The sequence below is a fragment of the Acidaminococcus timonensis genome (genome assembly GCF_900106585.1).
Classification (GTDB): domain Bacteria; phylum Bacillota; class Negativicutes; order Acidaminococcales; family Acidaminococcaceae; genus Acidaminococcus; species Acidaminococcus timonensis.
Map to the genome: position 1 here is coordinate 37651 of NZ_FNWH01000005.1, position 19392 is coordinate 57042.

General features: G+C 55.6%; 18 protein-coding genes. 7 read left to right on the forward strand and 11 right to left on the reverse strand.

Annotated elements, in window-relative coordinates; genetic code table 11:
- Positions 1–7: 7 nt before the first annotated feature.
- On the forward strand, positions 8–1570 hold the full coding sequence (locus BQ5462_RS02125) for a nitrite/sulfite reductase (RefSeq protein ID WP_071141807.1): 1563 nt from the start codon (positions 8–10) through the stop codon (positions 1568–1570).
- A 125-nt stretch (positions 1571–1695) separates the two neighbouring features.
- Here the strand turns inward: BQ5462_RS02125 and BQ5462_RS02130 are convergent, their stop codons facing one another.
- The 4 genes from BQ5462_RS02130 to BQ5462_RS02145 form a co-directional block, all read right to left on the reverse strand.
- Entirely contained in the window at positions 1696–2640 is a 945-nt protein-coding gene (locus BQ5462_RS02130) for an alpha/beta hydrolase (RefSeq protein ID WP_071141808.1), read from the reverse strand.
- Positions 2641–2739: 99 nt separating this feature from the next.
- Positions 2740–3660 carry an AEC family transporter gene (locus BQ5462_RS02135; RefSeq protein WP_071141809.1) on the reverse strand — a complete coding sequence of 307 codons (921 nt, stop codon included), beginning with the start codon at positions 3658–3660 and terminating at the stop codon, positions 2740–2742.
- Positions 3661–3672: 12 nt separating this feature from the next.
- Positions 3673–4503, reverse strand: a complete 831-nt coding sequence (locus tag BQ5462_RS02140; RefSeq protein WP_071141810.1) for an oxidoreductase — start codon at positions 4501–4503, stop codon at positions 3673–3675.
- Between the two features lie 10 nt (positions 4504–4513).
- Positions 4514–5086: a GNAT family N-acetyltransferase gene (locus BQ5462_RS02145; protein WP_071141811.1), complete on the reverse strand. Its 573-nt coding sequence runs from the start codon at positions 5084–5086 to the stop codon at positions 4514–4516.
- A gap of 173 nt (positions 5087–5259) precedes the next feature.
- Between BQ5462_RS02145 and BQ5462_RS02150 the strand changes: the two genes are divergently transcribed.
- Positions 5260–6093, forward strand: coding sequence for a 4Fe-4S binding protein (locus BQ5462_RS02150; RefSeq protein WP_071141812.1), 834 nt, complete (start codon positions 5260–5262; stop codon positions 6091–6093).
- A gap of 63 nt (positions 6094–6156) precedes the next feature.
- Here BQ5462_RS02150 and BQ5462_RS02155 read toward each other — a convergent pair whose 3' ends face one another.
- Positions 6157–6693 (reverse strand): nitroreductase family protein, encoded by a 537-nt coding sequence (locus BQ5462_RS02155; RefSeq protein ID WP_071141813.1) that lies wholly within the window; start codon positions 6691–6693, stop codon positions 6157–6159.
- Between the two features lie 161 nt (positions 6694–6854).
- Here BQ5462_RS02155 and BQ5462_RS02160 point away from each other — a divergent pair, with 161 nt between their 5' ends.
- Positions 6855–7751: a hypothetical protein gene (locus BQ5462_RS02160; protein ID WP_071141814.1), complete on the forward strand. Its 897-nt coding sequence runs from the start codon at positions 6855–6857 to the stop codon at positions 7749–7751.
- A gap of 83 nt (positions 7752–7834) precedes the next feature.
- Here BQ5462_RS02160 and BQ5462_RS02165 read toward each other — a convergent pair whose 3' ends face one another.
- The 3 genes from BQ5462_RS02165 to BQ5462_RS02175 are packed head-to-tail and all read right to left on the reverse strand — an operon-like array spanning position 7835 to position 11472.
- A complete protein-coding gene (locus BQ5462_RS02165) occupies positions 7835–9316 on the reverse strand; it encodes an aminoacyl-histidine dipeptidase (RefSeq protein WP_071141815.1) in 1482 nt (493 codons plus the stop codon).
- Between the two features lie 12 nt (positions 9317–9328).
- Positions 9329–10738, reverse strand: a complete 1410-nt coding sequence (locus BQ5462_RS02170; protein ID WP_071141816.1) for a YfcC family protein — start codon at positions 10736–10738, stop codon at positions 9329–9331.
- A 35-nt stretch (positions 10739–10773) separates the two neighbouring features.
- Positions 10774–11472 carry a TetR/AcrR family transcriptional regulator gene (locus BQ5462_RS02175; RefSeq protein WP_083378039.1) on the reverse strand — a complete coding sequence of 233 codons (699 nt, stop codon included), beginning with the start codon at positions 11470–11472 and terminating at the stop codon, positions 10774–10776.
- 186 nt (positions 11473–11658) lie between these two features.
- On the opposite strand from BQ5462_RS02175, the gene BQ5462_RS02180 reads away from it, so the two are divergent.
- Positions 11659–12495, forward strand: a complete 837-nt coding sequence (locus BQ5462_RS02180; protein WP_071141817.1) for an EamA family transporter — start codon at positions 11659–11661, stop codon at positions 12493–12495.
- Between the two features lie 49 nt (positions 12496–12544).
- Here BQ5462_RS02180 and BQ5462_RS02185 read toward each other — a convergent pair whose 3' ends face one another.
- Positions 12545–12889 (reverse strand): DUF3870 domain-containing protein, encoded by a 345-nt coding sequence (locus BQ5462_RS02185; RefSeq protein WP_071141818.1) that lies wholly within the window; start codon positions 12887–12889, stop codon positions 12545–12547.
- 288 nt (positions 12890–13177) lie between these two features.
- On the opposite strand from BQ5462_RS02185, the gene murI reads away from it, so the two are divergent.
- Positions 13178–14050, forward strand: coding sequence for a glutamate racemase (gene murI, locus BQ5462_RS02190; protein WP_083378040.1), 873 nt, complete (start codon positions 13178–13180; stop codon positions 14048–14050).
- A 169-nt stretch (positions 14051–14219) separates the two neighbouring features.
- Here murI and BQ5462_RS02195 read toward each other — a convergent pair whose 3' ends face one another.
- Positions 14220–14741 carry a transcription repressor NadR gene (locus BQ5462_RS02195; protein WP_071141819.1) on the reverse strand — a complete coding sequence of 174 codons (522 nt, stop codon included), beginning with the start codon at positions 14739–14741 and terminating at the stop codon, positions 14220–14222.
- A 177-nt stretch (positions 14742–14918) separates the two neighbouring features.
- Here BQ5462_RS02195 and BQ5462_RS02200 point away from each other — a divergent pair, with 177 nt between their 5' ends.
- Positions 14919–15881, forward strand: coding sequence for an MATE family efflux transporter (locus tag BQ5462_RS02200; protein ID WP_205407919.1), 963 nt, complete (start codon positions 14919–14921; stop codon positions 15879–15881).
- Between the two features lie 83 nt (positions 15882–15964).
- On the opposite strand, the gene BQ5462_RS02205 is transcribed toward BQ5462_RS02200, so the two are convergent.
- A complete protein-coding gene (locus tag BQ5462_RS02205) occupies positions 15965–17203 on the reverse strand; it encodes a Glu/Leu/Phe/Val family dehydrogenase (protein WP_071141820.1) in 1239 nt (412 codons plus the stop codon).
- Between the two features lie 213 nt (positions 17204–17416).
- On the opposite strand from BQ5462_RS02205, the gene recQ reads away from it, so the two are divergent.
- A complete protein-coding gene (recQ, locus tag BQ5462_RS02210) occupies positions 17417–19270 on the forward strand; it encodes a DNA helicase RecQ (RefSeq protein ID WP_143038005.1) in 1854 nt (617 codons plus the stop codon).
- The last annotated feature ends 122 nt before the right edge of the window (positions 19271–19392 follow it).

Consider the following 19392-nt stretch of genomic DNA (forward strand, 5'->3'; position numbering starts at 1 on the left):
GACATCCATGACACAGATTACGGAAAAGACAAAAGAAACCATCCGGGAACAGTTCCCGGTGTTCCAGGAAGCGGCCAGAGCTTTCTATGCCAAGGAACTGCCCCCGGCAAAGTATAAAGGCACCAGCGGCAAATTCGGTTCCTACGGAGAACGGGGCGCCGGAACCAGCATGCTGCGGCTGCGCTTCCCGGCCGGAGCCATCGATACGGACCACATGCGGTTCCTGGCCCGGGTCATCCGGCAATATCAGGTGCAGCTGGCCCACTTCACCACCGGGGAAGCCCTCCAGCTCCATCACCTGGATGAAAAGACCGTACTGGCTCTGTACCAGGAATGCTTTGAGGCCGGCATCTACTGCTATGGGGCTGGAGGGGACAATCCCCGGAACATGACGGCCAGTCCCCTCCATGGGGTGGAAAAAGGGGAACCTTTTGACATGACGCCTGCCATCAAGGCGGCTGCCAACTTTCTGACCAATCTGATCCCGGATCTGAAGCTGCCCCGAAAATACAAGGTCAGCTTCTCCAACGGCATTGACAACGAAGGCCATGCCACTTTCAAGGATCTGGGCTTCGTGGCCCGCACTGATGGCACCTTCGACGTCTATGCCGGCGGCGGTTTCGGTGTGAATGGCTCCCGTTTCGGCCTGAAGATCAAAGAACAGGTTCCGGCAGAAGCCCTGTCCTGGTACATCGAAGGATACGCCCGGGATGTGTATATGAAGTACGGGGACTACCAGCACCGGGGTACGGCCCGTTCCCGTTTCATCCGTGACAGGCTGGGAGATGAGCAGTTCCGCCGGGAAGTACTGGCCGCTGCCGAAAGGGCCCAGGCCAGCGGAGTACCGGCCCTGGAACTGGAACCGGAACCGGCACTGGAAAAGCGCGGTAAAGACGACCGTGTGCTGGAAAATCCCCGGATCCATGGCCAGAAACAGGAAGGCCTGTACTATGTGGAGTACAAACCGGTGGGCGGCGTTCCGGACATGGCTGTATTCCGGAAGCTCCTGGATACCGCCGGTTCCCTGGAGGGTGCCGAACTGCGGCTGAATGCGGACGAAACCTGCTACATCATCAATCTGACTGCGGAGGAAGCACGGACCATCGCAACTCTCACTGACAGCGACACTGCCCATACGGACTTCGAACATTCCGTAAGCTGCATCGGTGCGGCTGTCTGTCAGCAGGGCCTGTGTGATTCCCATGGTACCCTGGCCCGTCTGGTGAGAGTCCTGCGGGAATCCGGAGAAGATACCCACTACCTGCCCAAATGCCATTTCTCCGGCTGCCCTTCCACCTGCACCGTACAGAGTGTGGCGCCCCTGGGCTTCCGGGGAGCCTTCACCCTGGTGAACGGAGAACGGGCCAGTGCCTTCCAGGTCTATGCCGATGGCAGCTATGCCTATGGAAAGGAAAGGATCAGCGAGCCCCTGGCTCTGATCCCCACCGCCCGGCTGCCCCGATTCTTCCTGGCACTGAACGAAACCCTTCTCAAAGCCAGAGAGCCTTTTACCAGCTGGTATCCGGAACACAAAGACCAGTTCCTCGCCCTGGCCAGGGAATTTGCCTGACATACCTGAAAGGGGATGTGAAAAAATGATTTTCACATCCCCGTCACTAGTCTCTAGCCGATGGAAGCCAGCTTACGCTGGCAAATTTAAGGCGCTGTGAATGATTTTTTCACAGCGCCTTTTGTCTATTCCAGGGAATCCAAAAACTGTCCAACAGCCAGGGCATATCCCCGGGGATTGTCCATGATCTCGTTGGCATGGCCGGACCCTTCGAAATAAACCAGCTTCTTATTGGAACTGGTACACCGGTTCATCAGGTTCTCCGCAATGTGGGGTGGAATCAGCCGGTCCACATCTCCGTGGAGGAACAGGACCGGTGTGGTCATCCGCTGCACACAGGAAGCCGGATCCACATCCCGCAGGGTCTTGCGGGTGTGATAGTACATGGCTGCCTGGAAAAAGGGTTCCACCACCTCCATGCCCAGCAGCAGCCGTTTGTCGTCGGTATAGTTCATCAATTTTTCCTGTCCCAGTTCCAGCACATTGCCATAGGAACTGTCGGCCACATAAAACTTCATGGCCCGGCCCTGGGGGGTACCGGCGTAGATCAGGCTCATGGCCGCTCCCAGGGAGATACCATGGAACCCGATGCGCACCTGGGGATCCTGCTGTTTGAGCAGTGCCACCCAGCTGTCCATATCCTCCGCATCATGGATGCCCCAATCATTGGTCTCACCGCCACTTTCCCCGTGGCCCCGGATGTCGGGCATGAGTACGTTGTAGCCCCGGGCCAGATAGACCCTGGCATAGGGTACGTCCATAGTCCGGTTCTGATACAGCCCGTGAAGGATGATCACCGTATCATGGCTGCCGGAGGGATTTTCGATGTAGGTGCCCTGCAGCCGGGTCCCGTCCCCGGAATGGACGGAGACCCGCTGCCATCCATATTTCTGTTCCAGCATATGGATGGTATCCAGGTCATTGCGGTGGTTCTCGATGGCCAGGAGTTTATCCCAGGGCCGGTTGAACAGCTGCTGGTAGGCGGTGTTGCCTGCATAGGCCCCCACCCCCAGCAGCAGGACCAGCACCAGGGCCACCAGATATTTAAAAAAGTACCAGAGGAAGCGCATTCCTGCCTTTTTCCTGCCTTTCTTACGTATAGATAGCAGAATATATCATAGTACGAGTTTGAAGCAGAAACAAGGCAGAAAAGAGAAAAAAAGATGAACTTATGGTTCCGGCAAAAGGGCACACCAGAACAGGATGGTGAACATGCTGAGCAACGTGGACAATACGGTCAGTTTTGTGGCAAAGGGAGCATCGCTGCCATACCGGGCGGCGAAGATGGCCGTGGTCGCCCCCGCCGGCATCCCGGTCATGAGCACGGCAATCCCCGTAGCCACCGCATCCAGGTGCAGCGCCGCACTGACACCCCAGGCCAGGGCCGGAAGCAGCAGCAGCCGCAGCACACTGTACAGGAAGCTGTCCCGGTTGAAAATGGTTAAAAGGGGCACATCTGCCAGGATGGTCCCGATGATGAACATGGTGACAGCCGCATTGCAGTTTCCGATGTACTGGATGGTCATGGTCAGGAAACCGGGCAGCCGCACCTGGGTCGCCATGATCAGGATGCCGATGTACACCCCGATCAGGCAGGGATGGGTCAGCACCTTTTTCAGCACCTGCCGCCGGCTCATATGGGATGCCATGAAATAACTGGTCCCCACGGACCACATGACCATCCGCAGGGGGATCAGGAACACCGAAGCGTAGAACAGGCCCAGGGATCCATACACCCCTTCAGCAACCGGATACCCCAAAAAGCCGCTGTTGGACACCAGTGTGCCATACTGCAGCACCTTTTTCCGGGTATCTGGATATCGGTTGAACAGAAAATGGTTCAATCCCATGAAGAGGAACTGCAAAATGGCCCCGGCCGCCAGGATCCGGCCGCAGGTGAGAAAAATATTCCCCTCAAAAGGCATGAGACAGGATTTGATGATGTTACAGGGAATGATCACATTCACCACCAGATCGGTGAGACACCGTTTGCCGGATTCGTCCACAATGTTCTTTTTGCGCAAATAGAGTCCGATGAGGATCATCAGGAACAGGGAAAGCTGCAGATTCCCCAGCCGTACGATATCCATGGAACCCCTCCCTTACGATAGTTTCTTCATGACCCACCGGGCCGCCATATCGAAGATCCCGGCAGGCAAAATCGTGTGTGCAAGAAGCAGCAGCCAGGCATCCCTGCCGCACAGGTACCGGACCTGGGGCTGGGTGGCATTGGCCGCCAGGAATATGGTCCTGGCCACGTCCCGGGGACTGGAAAGCCACTTCTTTCCATATAAACGGCGAATGCCCGCCGCCATCTTCGCCGCTGCTTTGGCATAGTGACCCCGCCGGGAGGAAGCCTCCAAATGGTCCGCCGCAATATGCCCCCAGGGGGTCTTCACCAGGCCCGGTTCCACGATGGTTACCTGCACCCCCTGCCCGGCCGTCTCCATACGCAGGGCATCGCTGAGGGCCTCCAGGGCATATTTGCTGGCATGGTACCAGCCGCCGAAGGGACCGGTGAGCCGTCCGGCAATGGACGAGACCATGACAATGCGGCCCCGGTGCTGCCGGCGGAAAAGGGGCAGTACCAGTTTGGTCAGCCGGATGGCCCCGAACACGTTCACTTCCAGCTGCCGCTGGGCTTCGCTGAGAGGCACATCCTCCACAGCGCCGTAGGAACCGTATCCGGCATTGTTGATCAATATGTCCAGGCTGCCCTGCTGATCCAGGATCTGCTGCAAAGCGGTCTGACAGGAATACTCCTTGGTCACATCCAGCACCAGGGGAATGACCCCGTATTTGGAAAGTTCCCGGAGTTTGTCCAGCCGCCGGGCCGCTCCGTAAACAATATGCCCGGTCCTGGCCAGCAGGATGGCCGTTTCCCGGCCGATTCCACTGCTGGCGCCAGTGACCAGGACGACTTGCTGTTCCATGATACGCTCCTTACTGTTTCTTCAGCTGGGGATAGGAAATGACAGGAGGCTGCGGGCTCCTGTGTTCGCCCAGGTTCAGCCCCATCCAGATCATATTGTACCAGCGGCCGAATTTATATCCGCACTGTTTAAACAGCCCCACCGGAGTAAACCCCAGATGGGCATGGAATTCCGCGCTGTTGCAGTCCAGATATTTGTCGGCCTTTTCCGGCAGCCCGATGCAGGCATAGGCATCCAGCACGCCCATCTCCTTCAGGGCGTCCAGCAGGGCCCTGTACAATTTTTTCCCCAGCCCCTGTTTCTTCAAATGGATATCTACATAAATGCTCAATTCAGCGGCCCAGTCGTAGGCCGCCCGCCCCACAAAGGGACCGGCGTAGGCATAACCCACTACCCTGCCGTCATCTACGGCCACAAAATAGGGATACCGTTCTTTCGTCCGTGCGATCCGCCGCCGGAACTCCTCCACACTGGGAACCGTGTATTCAAAGGTGATCACCGTGGTTTCCACATAGGGTGCATAGATGGACCGAATGGCCGCTGCATCTTCCACCGTGGCTTCCCGGATGATGATATGGTTCATGGGACTCCCCCCTCCATGGATTTACATTCATGGCTCTATTATAGGGCAAGTTCCGGCATACGTGCAAATTTTCATTGTACCGTTCTGATTTTGTGGAGTACTGGCTTTTCCCCTGGAAATACAGTACAATAAAAAGAAGTGAAATTTCTGAACAACGCAGGGAGGTCTTACCTTTGTTGAAACACATCGCAACCATTTCATTCAGTCCCACCGGCCAGACGAAGCAGCTGGTACACCGGTTCGGGGAAGCCCTGGCCAAACGGTTCCAGATAGAGGGGGTCACGGTGGATCACACGTCTTTTACTCTGCCGGAAGAGCAGCAAAGTTACCATATGTACGGACCGGATACCCTGGTGGTGTTCGGCACCCCCACCTACGCCGGACGGATTCCCAACAAGGCCCTGCCCTTTGTGCAGCAGCTTTTCTCCGGTGAGGAAAAGCAGAAGACCCCGGCGGTGGCGCTGGTCACTTTCGGTAACCGGGCTTACGACAGCGCCTTGACGGAACTGCGGGACGAACTGGAAAAGAAGGATTTCCGGGTATTCGCCGCCGGCGCTTTCGCCTGTGCCCATGCCTTTGCCTCCATCGGAAAGGAACATCCTACGGCAGAAGACAGGAACGCGTTCGAAACCCTGCTGGACAAGGTGGAAGGGAAACTGCGGGAGGAAGTCCCCCTGGAAACGGTGGTCATCAACGACAACGCCCCGGTGGGCCCTTACTACATCCCCAAAGGAGAGGATGGCCAGCCGGCCAAATTCCTGAAGGCCAAACCAAAGACGGACCTGACAAAATGCGATCACTGCGGCAAATGCGCTGCCGTATGCCCCATGGGGTCCATCAGCCGGGAGGACACCGACCAGGTACCCGGCATCTGCATCAAATGCCAGGCCTGCATCCAGTATTGCCCCAAAGGGGCAAAATACTTCGACGATCCCCGGTTCCTGTCCCATAAGGCCATGCTGGAGAAGACCTTTCAGCGCACGGCTCTGTCGGAGATTTTCTACTGAAACCGGCATACAAAAAGGAGGCTGTGAAAAATCACAGCCCCCTTTTTCACAGCCTCCATTGGCTTATTTCAGGAAATAAACCCGGTGTTCCCGCCGGAGCGGCGCTATGGGAATGTCTCCCTTGACATAGCCCACCACGCAGTGACCGATGCCTTCCCATTCACCGGTGATGCCCAGGGACTTCAGCAGGGCCTTGCCTTCCGGCCGTTCAAATTCTTCTTTGGCCCGGTGGATCCAGCAGCTTCCCAGGCCCAGGGAATGGGCGGCCAGCATCATATTCCCCATGACCAGGGATCCATCATATACCGCCGTGGGCCGGTTCTTGTCGGCCAGCACCACCAGGACTGCCGGAGCCCCGTAAAAGGGATCAAAAGAAGGTTCCCATCCGCCAATTTCGCAGTTCAGCCTGCTCAGACGCTTGATCATGCCGGGATTGGTAACGGCCAGGATGATGGTATCCTGGCTGCCCCGGCCGCTGGCAGCGTACAATCCTGCCTTGATGATTTCCTGCAGGTCGGCTTCCGGAACCGGATCCGTTTTATAGCTGCGGATGCTGCGCCGCAGCTGCATGGCTTCCAATACTTCATTGTTATTGCTCATGGATTTCACTCCTTTGCGTCTCATTTCATCTGTCATGATACCATATTTATCCCAGGGAAGCACTTCCTTTTAAAAGTTTAAAGAAATTTTCTTTGACAATCGGGCCAGGATGTGCCATTCTAAAGGATAAGACTATGGAAGCAAAGCAAGGAGGAGTATCCATGAAACTGTTTTCGAAGATCCGCACGGCCGGTATGGCCCTGGCCCTGAGCCTGGTGGCCATGCCCCTGGCCATGGCCGATGCCGGGACGACGGCCATCGATGAAGTGATGGCCGCCCAGGAAGCCACCAGCAAACAGGCCTATGTACAATACGAATTGAAGGGCACCCTGTTCAGCCCGGTGGGCGTGGGCAACCTGCTGGTGAACGGGAACGTAGAGGACCTGACCCCCAGGAAGAAGAACCAGGAACGGGTGACCAGAGCCGAAGCCCACGGTACCGCCGAACTGGTGGTGCTGGGCAGCCAGAAAACCATGAGCACCCCGGTGGAAGCCTATGCAGAAGCCCAGGGCAAAAAGCTCACCGAATACATAAAGACGGATAAGGGCTGGGGAAAGACCATCGTTCCCTTCTCCATGCCCACGGAAGAAGAACTCGCCCAGTCCTTGAAGGAGTACCGCGCCACCCTTTCTTCCGCTGAAATGATCAAGGAAGACAGCCGGGAAAAAGTCTACAAGGTCACCGGTGACTGGAACAGGATCCTGGACCTGCAGGACAGGACTGCCAAAAAATCCATGAAGGTGAACGGTGTGGATGTAGCCGAACTGCTGCGCCAGGTGAAGGACGTAAATTACATCATCGCCGTGGATAAGAAGACCCACCGGATCACAGCGCTGTCCTGGGATCTGACCCCGCTGCTGCAGACTGCAGGGGCCCAGCTCATGGACGCTGCGGCCACCCAGGACAAGAATCTGGACAGGAACCAGCTGGAAATGATGAAGGCCATGCTGAAAGGTTCCAGTCTGAACCTGAACGTGCTGCTCCGGTATGAAAAGGGCAAGGACGTGGTCATCCCCGCCGAAGTCAGGAACACCAAGGTGGTCGTGGAAAAAGCTTAAAAGCAGTCACTAGTCTCTAGTCACTAGTCTGCAGCCAAAGGAAAAGAAGTGCCGCGCTTGCGACACTTCTTTTTTATGCAAATTTATTGAATTTCTGCCAGGAGTTTCTTCAGAAACTCATACATCCGCAGGGTGCTGCTGACGCTCAGTCGTTCCTGGGGAGAATGGAGATCCCAGCAGTCAGGCCCCAGTGAAATGGCATCCAGTTCGGGACGCTTTTCCATGAGGCAGCCACATTCCAACCCGGAATGGATGGGTGTGGCCGCCATGGTTTCTCCGAACAGGTCCTGGTAGACCTGCTGCACCTGGGGTGTCAGTTTGGAATCCGGATCGTTGGGCCAGCCGGGGTAGGCGGCGAATTTTTCGCAGGTACCGCCCACCAATTGGGCCAGCAGATAGATCTTGTCCCAGATGTAATCGGCCTTGGAGCGGAAGGAAGTGCGGATTTCGTAAACCACCACCAGCCGGTTCTCCTCCGGTTCCAACCGGATTTCCCCCAGGTTGTCACTGCTCTGGACCACTGTGGGGATGGCCGCATTCATTTCCGAGATCCCGTTGGGGGACAGCACCAGCACCTGGATGAACTTGTCCGTTACATCCTGGGACACCACCAGCCCCGTTTCCGGCCCTGCCGCCAGTTCCACGGTCATCTTCAGATTGGCAGCTACGGCCTTGTATTCGGCCCGCAGGTGCTCGACCACCTGATCCACTGCCACCAGAAACTCCTCTTTTTGGGCCGCTGGCACCATAACCACCGCCTCCGCATCCCGGGGGATCGCCAGCCGGAAGGTCCCTCCGTGGAGGGAGGCCAGATGCAGGGGCATCTTCTTCCGGGCCCCCAGCAGCATCCGGATCAGGAAGATGTTGGCATTGCCCCGGCCCCGGTGGATATCCTCCCCGGAATGGCCACCCTGGAGCCCCTCCACCTTCAGATGGTAGAACAGGGCCTGGCCGGGAACGGCCTCCCAGGTGACCGGCAGATGGAACTTCACCCCGAACCCGCCGCAGCTTCCGGTGACAGAATGGCGTTCTGCCGCATTGTCGATGTTTACCAGGTAGCGGGCGTGGAAATCGCTGGCATCCACGTTCTGGGCGCCGCTCATATCTTCTTCCTCTGCGGTGGTGAACAGGGTTTCCAGTTCCGGATGGGGCAGGCTGTCATCTTCCAGGAGCGCCATGGCCAGGGCCACGCCGATGCCGTCATCAGCCCCCAGGGTGGTCCGGCCGCCGGTGGACAGAAGGTCTCCAGCCAGCTCCAGATGGATGGGATCCCGGGCAAAATCGTGTTCCACTCCCCTGGCCTTCTGACAAACCATATCCAGATGGGCCTGGAGCATCACCGCCGGACGCTCCTCATAGCCGGGGGAAGCCGGTTTGCGGATGAACACATTGTTCCAGTCATCCTGCCAGGTCTCGAAGCCCTTCTGCCTGGCCCAGCTGTACACGGCGGCGCTGATGGTCTTCTCCTGGAAAGAAGGGTGCGGAATCCGGCACAATTCCCCAAAATGATGGAATACCGGATGGTGCAAAAGCTGTTCCAACGATTCAAATTTCTGGTTTTCCATAGTTCTGCCTCCTTAGAACGGACCGTAGTGGATCTGGACAGCAATGACCATAAAGGCCAGAGCGACCACGCACCAGATGGCAAAGAGAGGGGCCAGCCAGCGGAACCATTTCCCAAAGGAAATGTGAGCCATGGCACAGGCGGCCACCACTTCCCCGCTGGTGGGTGCGAATACGTTGGTGAAGGCATCCCCCATCTGGAAGGCCAGGACGGCCGTCTGCCGGGTCACCCCGATCAGATCCGCCAGCGGTGCGAACAGAGGCATGGTAATGGCTGCCTTGCCGCTGCCGGAAGGTACCAGTACGTTGAACAGATCCTGGACAATGAACATGCCGCAGGCGCTGAGGGTGGGCGGCAGTCCATTGAGCAGGCTGGCCATGTAATGGATCACCGTATCCATGATATGCGCATTCTGCATGATCAGCACGGCTGCGTTGCACATGCCGATGACCAGGTTGGCAAACAGCATGTTGCTGCAGCCGGCCAGGAACGCATCGGCGATTTCACCGGAAGACAGCCCCCCGATGATGCCGGCCAGGAGACCACATGCCAGGAACAGCCCCGCCATTTCGTTGATGTAAAAGTCGAATTTCAGCACCCCCAGGACCACGGCGGCGATGGTCCCCACAAACAGCATCAGCACCAGTTTGTGCCGCAGGGTGATCACCGGAGTTTCCTGGAGTTTCAGATGGCTGTTGTACAGCAGATCTTCTTCCCGGACCGTACTCAGTTCCGGATTCTTACGAACTTTATTGGCGTACCACATTACATAGGGAATGGTCACGATGTTCATGACCACAAACAGCACTGCCCGGAGCCCCATGCCGGAAAACATGGGCAGACCGCAGATACCCTGGGCTACCCCTACGGTAAACGGATTGGTCATGGCCCCTGCATACCCTACAGGCGCCGCACAGAATACAATGGCAATGGCGGTGAGGGAATCGAAACCCATGGCCACGGAAACCCCGATCACCAGGGGGGTGAATGCCAGGAATTCTTCAAAGCAGCCGGCAAACGCGGACAGCAGGCTGAAAAGCACCATGACCACCGGAATCATCAGCAGTTCCCGGCCCTTCATCTTTTCCACCACATTGGACAGCCCGGCATTGATGGCTCCGGTGGCATCCATAATGGCGAACATGCCCCCGATGATGAACAGAAAGGAAATGATTTCCGCTGCATTCTGGAGCCCCAGGGTCAGAGATTCAAACAGATAGAAAAGGGAAACGGGCTGCTGCTCAATGTAATGGAAAGTGGCGGGATCCACCACTTCCTTGTTGAGAACAGGATTTAGGACCCGGCTGTATTCCCCCGCAGGGACGATATAGGATGCCAGGAAAGCGGCGAACATGATGATTCCCAGGAGCACCATGGGATTCAGTGCGTGGAGCTTGAACTTGCTTTTCTTTTCCTCTGCCATTTCAGTACACTCCTTTTCCGATTGATTGATTGGCTTCAGGGCTGTGCAGGCCGGGCCTGTGCCAGCACATACTCAAAAATGTGCCGGAACCCTTTCCTCAGTGTCTCAATGCTTTCTTTGCAATTGGCCAGATACGCCTTATGGATATAGCTTTCATGGAGGGCCACAATGATCTCCAGGGTTTCAGCCGCCCGGGATCCCTCTACGAATCCGTCTTCCACCATATGCTGCATGACCACCTGATCCCGCTCTGCCAGATTGCCCCGCAGCACCATCTGGCGGGCATCCTCCGGCAACTCTTTCAATTCTTCCGGGAACAGTTCCAGGTAATACGTCTGGATCACATCCTCCAGACGATGGCTGTATTTCCCGAAGAACATGTTGTAGAAGATCTCCGGTGCCTGGAAGGCATGGTTGTTGAAACACCGGTAAATGGTCCGGTACCGTTCCAGAGAATCCATGCCCGGCTGCAGCTCATGGGCCAGATCGACCAGGTATTCCCGCAGATAACAGACGGATCCGAACAGGATCAGATCATCCAGATCCTGAAAATAGTTGTAGAGGGTGGCACTGTTGTACCCTGCCTCCGCAGCCACCCGGCGGATAGTGACTCCGCCCAGGCCCTCCTTCTGCAGGATTTTTTCTGTGGCTTCCACAAAATAGGCCATATTCCGTTTCTGCCGAAGGGATAACGTCCTCTTTTGCCCAATTTCCTCCATCAATGTTTTTTTCATCCTTGACCAGGCACCTCCTGACTGCGTTCCTGTGTTTTCTTTCCGCAACGGGTTGACAAACTGACAGGCCACTTTTATAATAAAGCTAATTTCTAATCATGATTATATTTTAATCGTGATTATACGTCAAGTCTTTTTTCCCCGGCCCTGTGAATCGATTTTTCCTCTGAAAGGAGTCCTTCCATCATGTTCCCTCTCCCTGCCCAGTCCGGTTCCATCCTGGTTCTCCTGGGTGCCCTCTGCTGGAGCCTGAACTCCCCCCTGGTAAAATACCTTCCCCTGGATCCCTTTTTGATCTGCGGATTGCGTTCTGTCATTGCCGGGCTGGTCCTGCTGCCCTTCCTGCGTCCCCGCAGGATCCACTGGAACCGGTGGCTGATCGCCTACTGCCTGAGTTACTGTGCCCTGTGCCTCAGCGTGATTGCCTCCCTTTCCCGGACATCGGCGGCCATCGGGGTGGGGATGCAGTACACGGCCACCGTCTGGCTGTTCCTGCTGCTGTGGTACCGGACCGGCTACTTCAATCCCAGGGCCTTCCTGCCGGTACTGGTGATCATGGCCGGTGTGGTCTGCTTCATGCTTTCCGGAGGCAGTGGAGATTCGGATTCCCTGGGAAATGCCATCGCTCTCACAGAGGGGATCTTCTTTGCAGGAATGAGCCTGGTCTCCAGGAAGGCCACCCGAGAAAATGTGCTGGGACTGACCGCTCTGGGGAACCTGTTCACCGGAGCCCTGGTGTTCAGCCTGTTCCCTTCCGCCCGGCTGGGACTGACCGCCATGACCGGCCAGGAATGGGTCCTGATGCTGCTTTTGGGCGTGGTCCAGGTGGCCGGAGGCTACAGTTTCTATAATCTGGGCGTCCAGAAAATCCCGGCCCGGAAAGCTTCGGTACTGGCCCTGTGGGAAATGATCCTGGGACCTCTCTGGGTAGCCCTGTTCCTGCACCAGTACCCCAATCCCATGGTACTCACCGGTTTGACCATCATCCTGGGGGGAATGCTGCTGGATGCAAAAATGACATAAAAAAACAGGGGTGCGAAAATCCTTTTCACACCCCGTCACCAGCTGCCAGTCACTGGTTGCCGGCCGTTGGATAGACGTTCAGGTAATGGTTCTGGGCATCCTTCAAGGCGGCAATCACCGCTTTCTGGGACAGAGCCAGGAACCGTCGGCGCAGCTCCTGCACCATTGTTTCCATGTCGGCCAGCAGGTTCTTTCCAATCAGGATATCCTGCAGGAAGGCAATGGTATCGGCCATGATCATGTTGGCACTGCAATGGATGATGGTCCCTGTATTCCGGTCGATGACCAGGCTCAGGGAAAAGGTCCCACCATACATGGAATTGATCACATCGTCCCGGGATACTTTGGCCACCCCGGTGACGAAAACAGAATCGGACGGGTAGTGTTTTTCCATAGAATCAGACTCCTTTTCTCTCTTATGCAAGGGTACCACAGTGTACCCGAAGGGGTCAATAAAATTTGACGGAAAACAGGAAAAATTCATAAATTTCCTTGTAGAATCCGTTTTTATCTGCTATACTGGTTTTGTTGCCGATAAGGGCAGCATACAACTGAAGATCCTTATGGATTTGGGAACAGATTTCCCCCTGTTCCTGCCCATCGATAAGGCCTGATAAAGACATCTCTCCTGGATGTTTGTCTTTTTCAGGCCTTATTTTTATTGATACAGGAGGTCTTACTCATGCAGACAGCACAACCCATTGGTGTCATCGATTCCGGCGTAGGCGGCTTGACCGTCCTTAAATGGCTCCAGGCCAAAATGCCCCACGAAAACTTCATCTTCATCGGCGATACAGCCCGTACCCCCTACGGCAACCGCAGCCGGGAAGAAATCACCCGCTTTGTAGCCGATATGACAGCCTGGCTCAACAAGCGGAACATCAAACAGCTGGTGGTGGCCTGCAATACCATTACGGTGCTGGGCACGGATACGATCAGGGGCAGTTATCCCTTCGACGTGATTGGGATGGCCAAAGGTTCCCGCATGGTGCCTCTGGTCACGAAGAACAACCGGGTGGGTTTCTTTGCCACGGACTTCACCGTTTCTACCGGAGCCCACAAACGGGAAATCCAGAAACTGTGCCCCCAGATCCAGGTATTCGGCCAGGGCTGTCCCAAATTCGTACCGCTGATCGAAGGAGAACGATTCGGCAGCCCGGAACTGAAAGCCGCCATCCATGAATATGCAGAAAAGCTGAAGGCCCACCATGTGGATACGGTGCTGCTCTCCTGTACCCACTATCCTTTCGTGCGGAAAGAGATCGAAGACGAATTCGGTCCCTCTGTAACGGTACTGGATCCGGCGGAACGGACGGCCCAGGACGCCCTGGAATCCCTCCAAAAACGGCATCTGGCCCTGACCACCGGCATCGGCCGGGCCGAAGTGTGCTTCACCGCCGACCTGGAACGGGGCAAGCGCCTGGCTGCCCGTATGCTGGACCTGAACAAATGCGATTTCCGCCTGATCGATTTGAAGAAGGACCCCGGACTTCCCGGTGACATCTCCCCTCTCAAGTCTCAGGCCCAGGGGATTCTTGGTAACCAAACGGTCTGAACCTGGAAAAACAAAAAGTGCTGCATCATCAAAAGGCGCTGTGAAAAAATCATCCACAGCGCCTTTATTTCGCTAGCGTCAGCTGGCTTCCATCGGCTAGTGGCTAGTGACTAGTGACGGGGTGTGAAAAAGCATTTTTTCACACCCCGTTTCCACATGCCTGGTTTTCTCACTTTTTTTCTTCGTACAGCACTCCCAGCGTCTCCAGGGCCTTCCGTACCGCTTCCATGTCTTCCGGGGTGGAAGCCGCCACCAGATGGGTATGGACACCCTCCGATATGCTGGACAGCAGAGGAGCCCGGGTGGCTCTCATCTTTTGCAGATACAGCTGCACATCCCGGCGGGATTTCAGGTTCAGTTCTCCTTCCAGGAATCCATAGACCTCGTGTTCCACAACCACATTGTGGACAACTCCCCCGTTATCCACAATGGAATTCAGTTCTGCCTCCACTTTCTCCGGCCCATGTTTGCACAAAAAGGATTCCTGCACGCCGTAGGGACTGACCTGCTGCAACTGGTAGCCCCGGGGGGTGGAAATCACCGGCGTCCCGCTGGCCCGCAGCAGGGCAATATCTCCCACAATGATCTGACGGCTGACCTGGCAGACCTGGGCCATTTCCGTCCCGGTAACCGGTTTGGTGGCTTCTTTCAGCATTTCCAGGATTTTTTTTCTCCGTTCCTGGTTCTCCATGGCAACTGCCTCCTTGGTTCCCAATATTCAATCTATTTCTATTATAAACGAAGCTTTCATAAAATTCCACTTTCCCCGAATATTTTTCTCGTATTGTCAAGGAACTTTCCCTATTTTAGCATAGTACAAAAGTCATGATTTTGTATCCCTTGAAACATTGCACAGGAGGTCCTTGCTGTGACGAAAGAATACCAAAGCCGCTGGTCGGTGTTTGCCATGTCCCTGCCCATCTTCATCGAAATCGGTCTGCAGATGCTGGTTCCCAATATGGATCAGTTCATGCTGAGCCATTATTCCCAGGATGCAGTGGCAGCCGTGGGAAACGGCAACATGATCCTGATCCATGGTCTGGGCCCCATTCCCTCCCTGGGGGTAGCCGGGGTATGCATCTCCACCAATACAGCCAAAGTCCTGGGGCTGCTGCTGGTCATGTACCTGCTGCGGAAGAAAACACCCCTGCGGCTTTCTCTCCGCCACCTGCGCCCCTTCCCGAAGAAAACCCTGAAGAATCTGCTGTATCTGGGGATTCCCTCCGCCGGGGAAACCTTTTCCTACCAGCTTTCCCAGACCACCATCATGACCTTTGTGAATCTGTTCGGGATTGCCGTGATCACCACCAAAGTCTATGCCTATATCATCGCCATGATCAGCTACCTGTATTCCCAGGCCCTGGCCATGGCCACCCAGATCCTGGTAGGATACTTCAAGGGAGCGGACGAAAACAGCGAAGTGGACAAACGGGTAAAGTTCACCATCCTGATTTCCATCCTGCTGTCCGGTACCCTGGCCATCCTGGTCTACTTCCACAGTGATGCCATCTTCTCCCTGTTCACAGAGGATCCGGAAGTCCATGCCCTGGGCAAAATGATCCTGTTTGTGGATATTTTCCTGGAAATTGGACGGGCCGTGAATATGTGCATGGTCATGGCTCTCAATGCAGCTGGTGATGTAAAGGCCCCCATCACCATCGGGATCATCTTCATGTGGTCCGTCTCCGTGCTGGGAAGCTGGTTCTTCGGCATCCATCTGCTCTGGGGCCTGGTGGGCATCTGGATTGCCATGGCCCTGGACGAATGCAGCCGGGGCCTGGTATTCTTCTGGCGCTGGCACCAGGGAGTGTGGAGGAAAGCCGTCATATAACAGCATACAAAAATCCCCGGACAACCACTGTCCGGGGATTTTTGCTGTACCGTCCTGGTACAGAATCCGTTTGTAGGGTTCTATCAGATAATGCCTCTCAGTTTCATGGGTTCAGCCAGAGCGTTCAGGGCTACGATGTAGGCGCCTACACGCATGGTGGTGTTGTACTTCTTGGCTGCATCATATACATTTGCGAAGGCTTTCACCATCATCTGTTCCTGTCTGTCCACAACTTCTTCTTCCGTCCAGAAGTATCTGTACAGGTTCTGTACCCATTCGAAGTAGGATACGGTTACGCCGCCGCCGTTGGCCAGCACATCGGGCACTACAGGGATGCCTCTCTTTTCCAGGATGATATCGGCTTCTGCATCGGTCGGGCCGTTTGCAGCTTCCACGATCATCTTGGCTTTGATCTTGTCGGCGTTCTTGGCAGTGATCTGCAGTTCCAGGGCTGCCGGAATCAGTACCGTTACATCCTGTTCCAGGACTTCTTCGTTGCTGATGGCTTTTGCACCAGGATATCCTTTGATCACGCCGCCGTTGTTCTTGGCGTATTCTTCCACTTTGTACGGATCGAAGCCGTTTGCATCATAGATGCCGCCGCTGATATCGCTCAGGGCTACGATCTTCAGGCCTTTGTCCGCTGCGCATTTGGCAGTCCAAGAACCTACGTTACCGAAACCTTGGATGGCCAGGGTTGCTTCTTCCGGTTTGATTCCTTCTCTCTTCAGCAGTTCCAGGGTTGCGGTGATCACGCCACGGCCCGTTGCAGAAGTACGGCCCAGGGAACCACCCATGCATACGGCTTTACCAGTGATGAAACCAGGAGCGAACTGGCAGTTGATCTTGGAGAATTCATCGCACATCCAGGCCATGATCTGGGCGTTGGTGTTCACGTCAGGTGCCGGGATATCTTTCTTTTCGCCGATTACCGGTGCAATCTTATCGATGTACCCACGGGTGATCTTTTCCAGTTCCGTCTTGGAAACTTTCCGGGGATCCACGATGATGCCGCCTTTACCACCGCCGTAAGGCAGGCCGGCAATGGCGCATTTCGTGGTCATCCAGAAGCCCAGGGTCTTTACTTCGTCCATGGAAACGTTCTGATGATACCGTACGCCGCCTTTGGCAGGTCCCAGGATGGTGCTGTTCTGAGAACGATAGCCGGTGAATACCTGCACATGACCATCATCCATCTTCACAGGGATGCTGACTTCCAGAGTACGTTCAGGTTGAGAGATGACAGCCTCAGCGTTGGGATCCAGGTTGATCAGCTTGCTAGCTTTTTCCATAGGGATTTTTGCCATTTCAAACAAACTCATTTGTAACGCCTCCTAAAATTTTCAACTTTCCTAAAACTCTTATCTTTGAACCCTTACAAGCACATTATAGCATGATTCAGAAATAACTGTTTATTTTTTTGTATTTTGTATACAATTCATGAATTTCCCTATACCTTGCAATTTCCCCATTTTTTCGTTATGATTGAAACAAACAACAGTTTGATTTACTGCCTGAAGGAGGTCATTCCACCCATGGACCGATATACAGCCCTGGAAAAGTATTTTGGATACAAGAGTTTCCGTCCCGGTCAGGAGATTCTCATCGATGCCCTGCTGAAGGGCCGGGATGTACTGGGGGTCATGCCCACCGGCGCCGGCAAATCCCTCTGCTACCAGATCCCGGCCCTGCTGCTTCCAGGGATCACCCTGGTGATTTCCCCGCTGATCTCCCTGATGCAGGATCAGGTGCAGGCGCTGGAACAGGCAGGCATCCCGGCTGCCTACATCAACAGTTCCCTGTCCCCCCAGGCGTTCTTTGCCACCCTGGATGCCGCCCGGAAAGGGAGTTACAAGCTGCTCTATGTGGCTCCGGAACGGCTGGAGACGGAACTGTTCCGGAACTTCGCCCAGGAGGCGGAAATCTCTCTGGTGGCAGTGGATGAAGCCCACTGCATCTCCCAGTGGGGGCAGGATTTCCGTCCCAGCTATACCCGGATCCTGGACTTTCTGGAATTCCTGCCCAGGCGGCCGGTGGTGGGAGCTTTTACCGCCACGGCCACCCAGCAGGTCCAGGAGGACATCCTGGAAAGCCTGCAGCTGCAGGATCCCCAGCGCCTGGTCACCGGTTTTGACCGGGCCAATCTGTATTTTGGAGTGGAACGGCCCCGCAGCAAGGATGAATTCGTACTGGCCTACCTGAAACGCCATCCGGAAGACAGTGGCATCATCTATTGCTCCACCCGGAAAAATGTGGACGAACTGTACAGCTGGCTCCAGGATCAGCACTTTTCCGTAGGCCGGTACCACGCAGGACTGAGCCAGGAGGAACGGCAGAAAGCCCAGGAGGATTTTCTGTACGACCGGACTCCGGTGATCATCGCCACCAATGCATTCGGCATGGGCATCGACAAATCCAATGTGCGCTACGTGCTCCATTACAATATGCCCTCCTGCCTGGAGAACTACTACCAGGAAGCCGGCCGGGCCGGACGGGACGGAGAGCCTTCCGAATGCATCCTGCTCTACGCTGCCCAGGATGTGATGATCCAGAAATTCCTGCTGGAGCACAAGGACCAGCCGGTCACAGAAGAACTGGAGGAAGTGGAGGAGAACAACCGGCGCAAACTGAGCGCCATGGAGCAGTACTGCACCACCACGGCCTGCCTTCGCATGACCATGCTCCACTATTTCGGGGAGGAAGCCCCTGCCCGGTGCGACAACTGTTCCTCCTGCAACGGAGATTTCCAGGAGATCGACATCACGGAACAGACCAAGGCCATTGTCAAGTGCATCCACGAAGCGGGCCGTCCCTACGGCATGAACCTGATCGCCAATACCCTGGCCGGCAGCCATTCCACCCGGGTGGAAGAGACAGGGCTCTACCGGCAGCGGCTGTTCGGCGCCCTGCACCAGTATACCCTGAAGGAAATCAAGGAAATGATCCGCTGCCTGATTGAACAGGGCTACCTGCTGATCAGCCCGGACAAATATCCAGTGCTGCGGATCTCCAAAAAGATCTGGGAGCTGCAGGATACCTCCATCCGGGTGCTCCTGCGGAAAGCCCAGGAACCGGAAACAGATTCTGGCAGACCCAGAAGGAAACCGTCCGATCTGCCCCGGGCTGCCCTGCCGGAGGGATTCACCCAGGAGCAGGGAGAGGAACTGTTCAGCCGGCTTCGGTCCCTGCGGAAAAAGTTGGCAGAAAAGGCCATGGTCCCTCCCTTTGTGATTTTCGGCGACCGGACCCTGCGGGATATGTGCAGGGTATTGCCCCGGAACCACGGAGCGTTCCTGACCGTACTGGGTGTGGGGCAGGCCAAGGATGAGAAGTATGGTGACGCCTTCCTCAATGTCATCAAGGATTTTTGTCAGGAAAACAATCTATAGCAGAGCCCTGAAGAGCTCCCGCCATCCGGCGGTTCCCCGCCCTGTTTACAAGCGGATAGGGCAGATATTTGAGATACACAAAAATCGGTTCTTTGTCAAATGTTGGGGTAAGCTCCAATTCA

What these genes read in the sequence shown, in the direction of transcription:
- BQ5462_RS02205 (WP_071141820.1), bottom strand. Translation starts at nt 17,203, where the DNA reads ATGAGTTTGTTTGAAATGGCAAAAATCCCTATGGAAAAAGCTAGCAAG.
- BQ5462_RS02130 (WP_071141808.1), bottom strand. Translation starts at nt 2,640, where the DNA reads ATGCGCTTCCTCTGGTACTTTTTTAAATATCTGGTGGCCCTGGTGCTG.
- BQ5462_RS02170 (WP_071141816.1), bottom strand. Translation starts at nt 10,738, where the DNA reads ATGGCAGAGGAAAAGAAAAGCAAGTTCAAGCTCCACGCACTGAATCCC.
- BQ5462_RS02165 (WP_071141815.1), bottom strand. Translation starts at nt 9,316, where the DNA reads ATGGAAAACCAGAAATTTGAATCGTTGGAACAGCTTTTGCACCATCCG.
- BQ5462_RS02195 (WP_071141819.1), bottom strand. Translation starts at nt 14,741, where the DNA reads ATGGAGAACCAGGAACGGAGAAAAAAAATCCTGGAAATGCTGAAAGAA.
- BQ5462_RS02180 (WP_071141817.1), top strand. Translation starts at nt 11,659, where the DNA reads ATGTTCCCTCTCCCTGCCCAGTCCGGTTCCATCCTGGTTCTCCTGGGT.
- BQ5462_RS02135 (WP_071141809.1), bottom strand. Translation starts at nt 3,660, where the DNA reads ATGGATATCGTACGGCTGGGGAATCTGCAGCTTTCCCTGTTCCTGATG.
- recQ (WP_143038005.1), top strand. Translation starts at nt 17,417, where the DNA reads ATGGACCGATATACAGCCCTGGAAAAGTATTTTGGATACAAGAGTTTC.
- BQ5462_RS02185 (WP_071141818.1), bottom strand. Translation starts at nt 12,889, where the DNA reads ATGGAAAAACACTACCCGTCCGATTCTGTTTTCGTCACCGGGGTGGCC.
- BQ5462_RS02160 (WP_071141814.1), top strand. Translation starts at nt 6,855, where the DNA reads ATGAAACTGTTTTCGAAGATCCGCACGGCCGGTATGGCCCTGGCCCTG.
- BQ5462_RS02175 (WP_083378039.1), bottom strand. Translation starts at nt 11,472, where the DNA reads ATGAAAAAAACATTGATGGAGGAAATTGGGCAAAAGAGGACGTTATCC.
- BQ5462_RS02155 (WP_071141813.1), bottom strand. Translation starts at nt 6,693, where the DNA reads ATGAGCAATAACAATGAAGTATTGGAAGCCATGCAGCTGCGGCGCAGC.
- BQ5462_RS02140 (WP_071141810.1), bottom strand. Translation starts at nt 4,503, where the DNA reads ATGGAACAGCAAGTCGTCCTGGTCACTGGCGCCAGCAGTGGAATCGGC.
- BQ5462_RS02145 (WP_071141811.1), bottom strand. Translation starts at nt 5,086, where the DNA reads ATGAACCATATCATCATCCGGGAAGCCACGGTGGAAGATGCAGCGGCC.
- murI (WP_083378040.1), top strand. Translation starts at nt 13,178, where the DNA reads ATGCAGACAGCACAACCCATTGGTGTCATCGATTCCGGCGTAGGCGGC.
- BQ5462_RS02125 (WP_071141807.1), top strand. Translation starts at nt 8, where the DNA reads ATGACACAGATTACGGAAAAGACAAAAGAAACCATCCGGGAACAGTTC.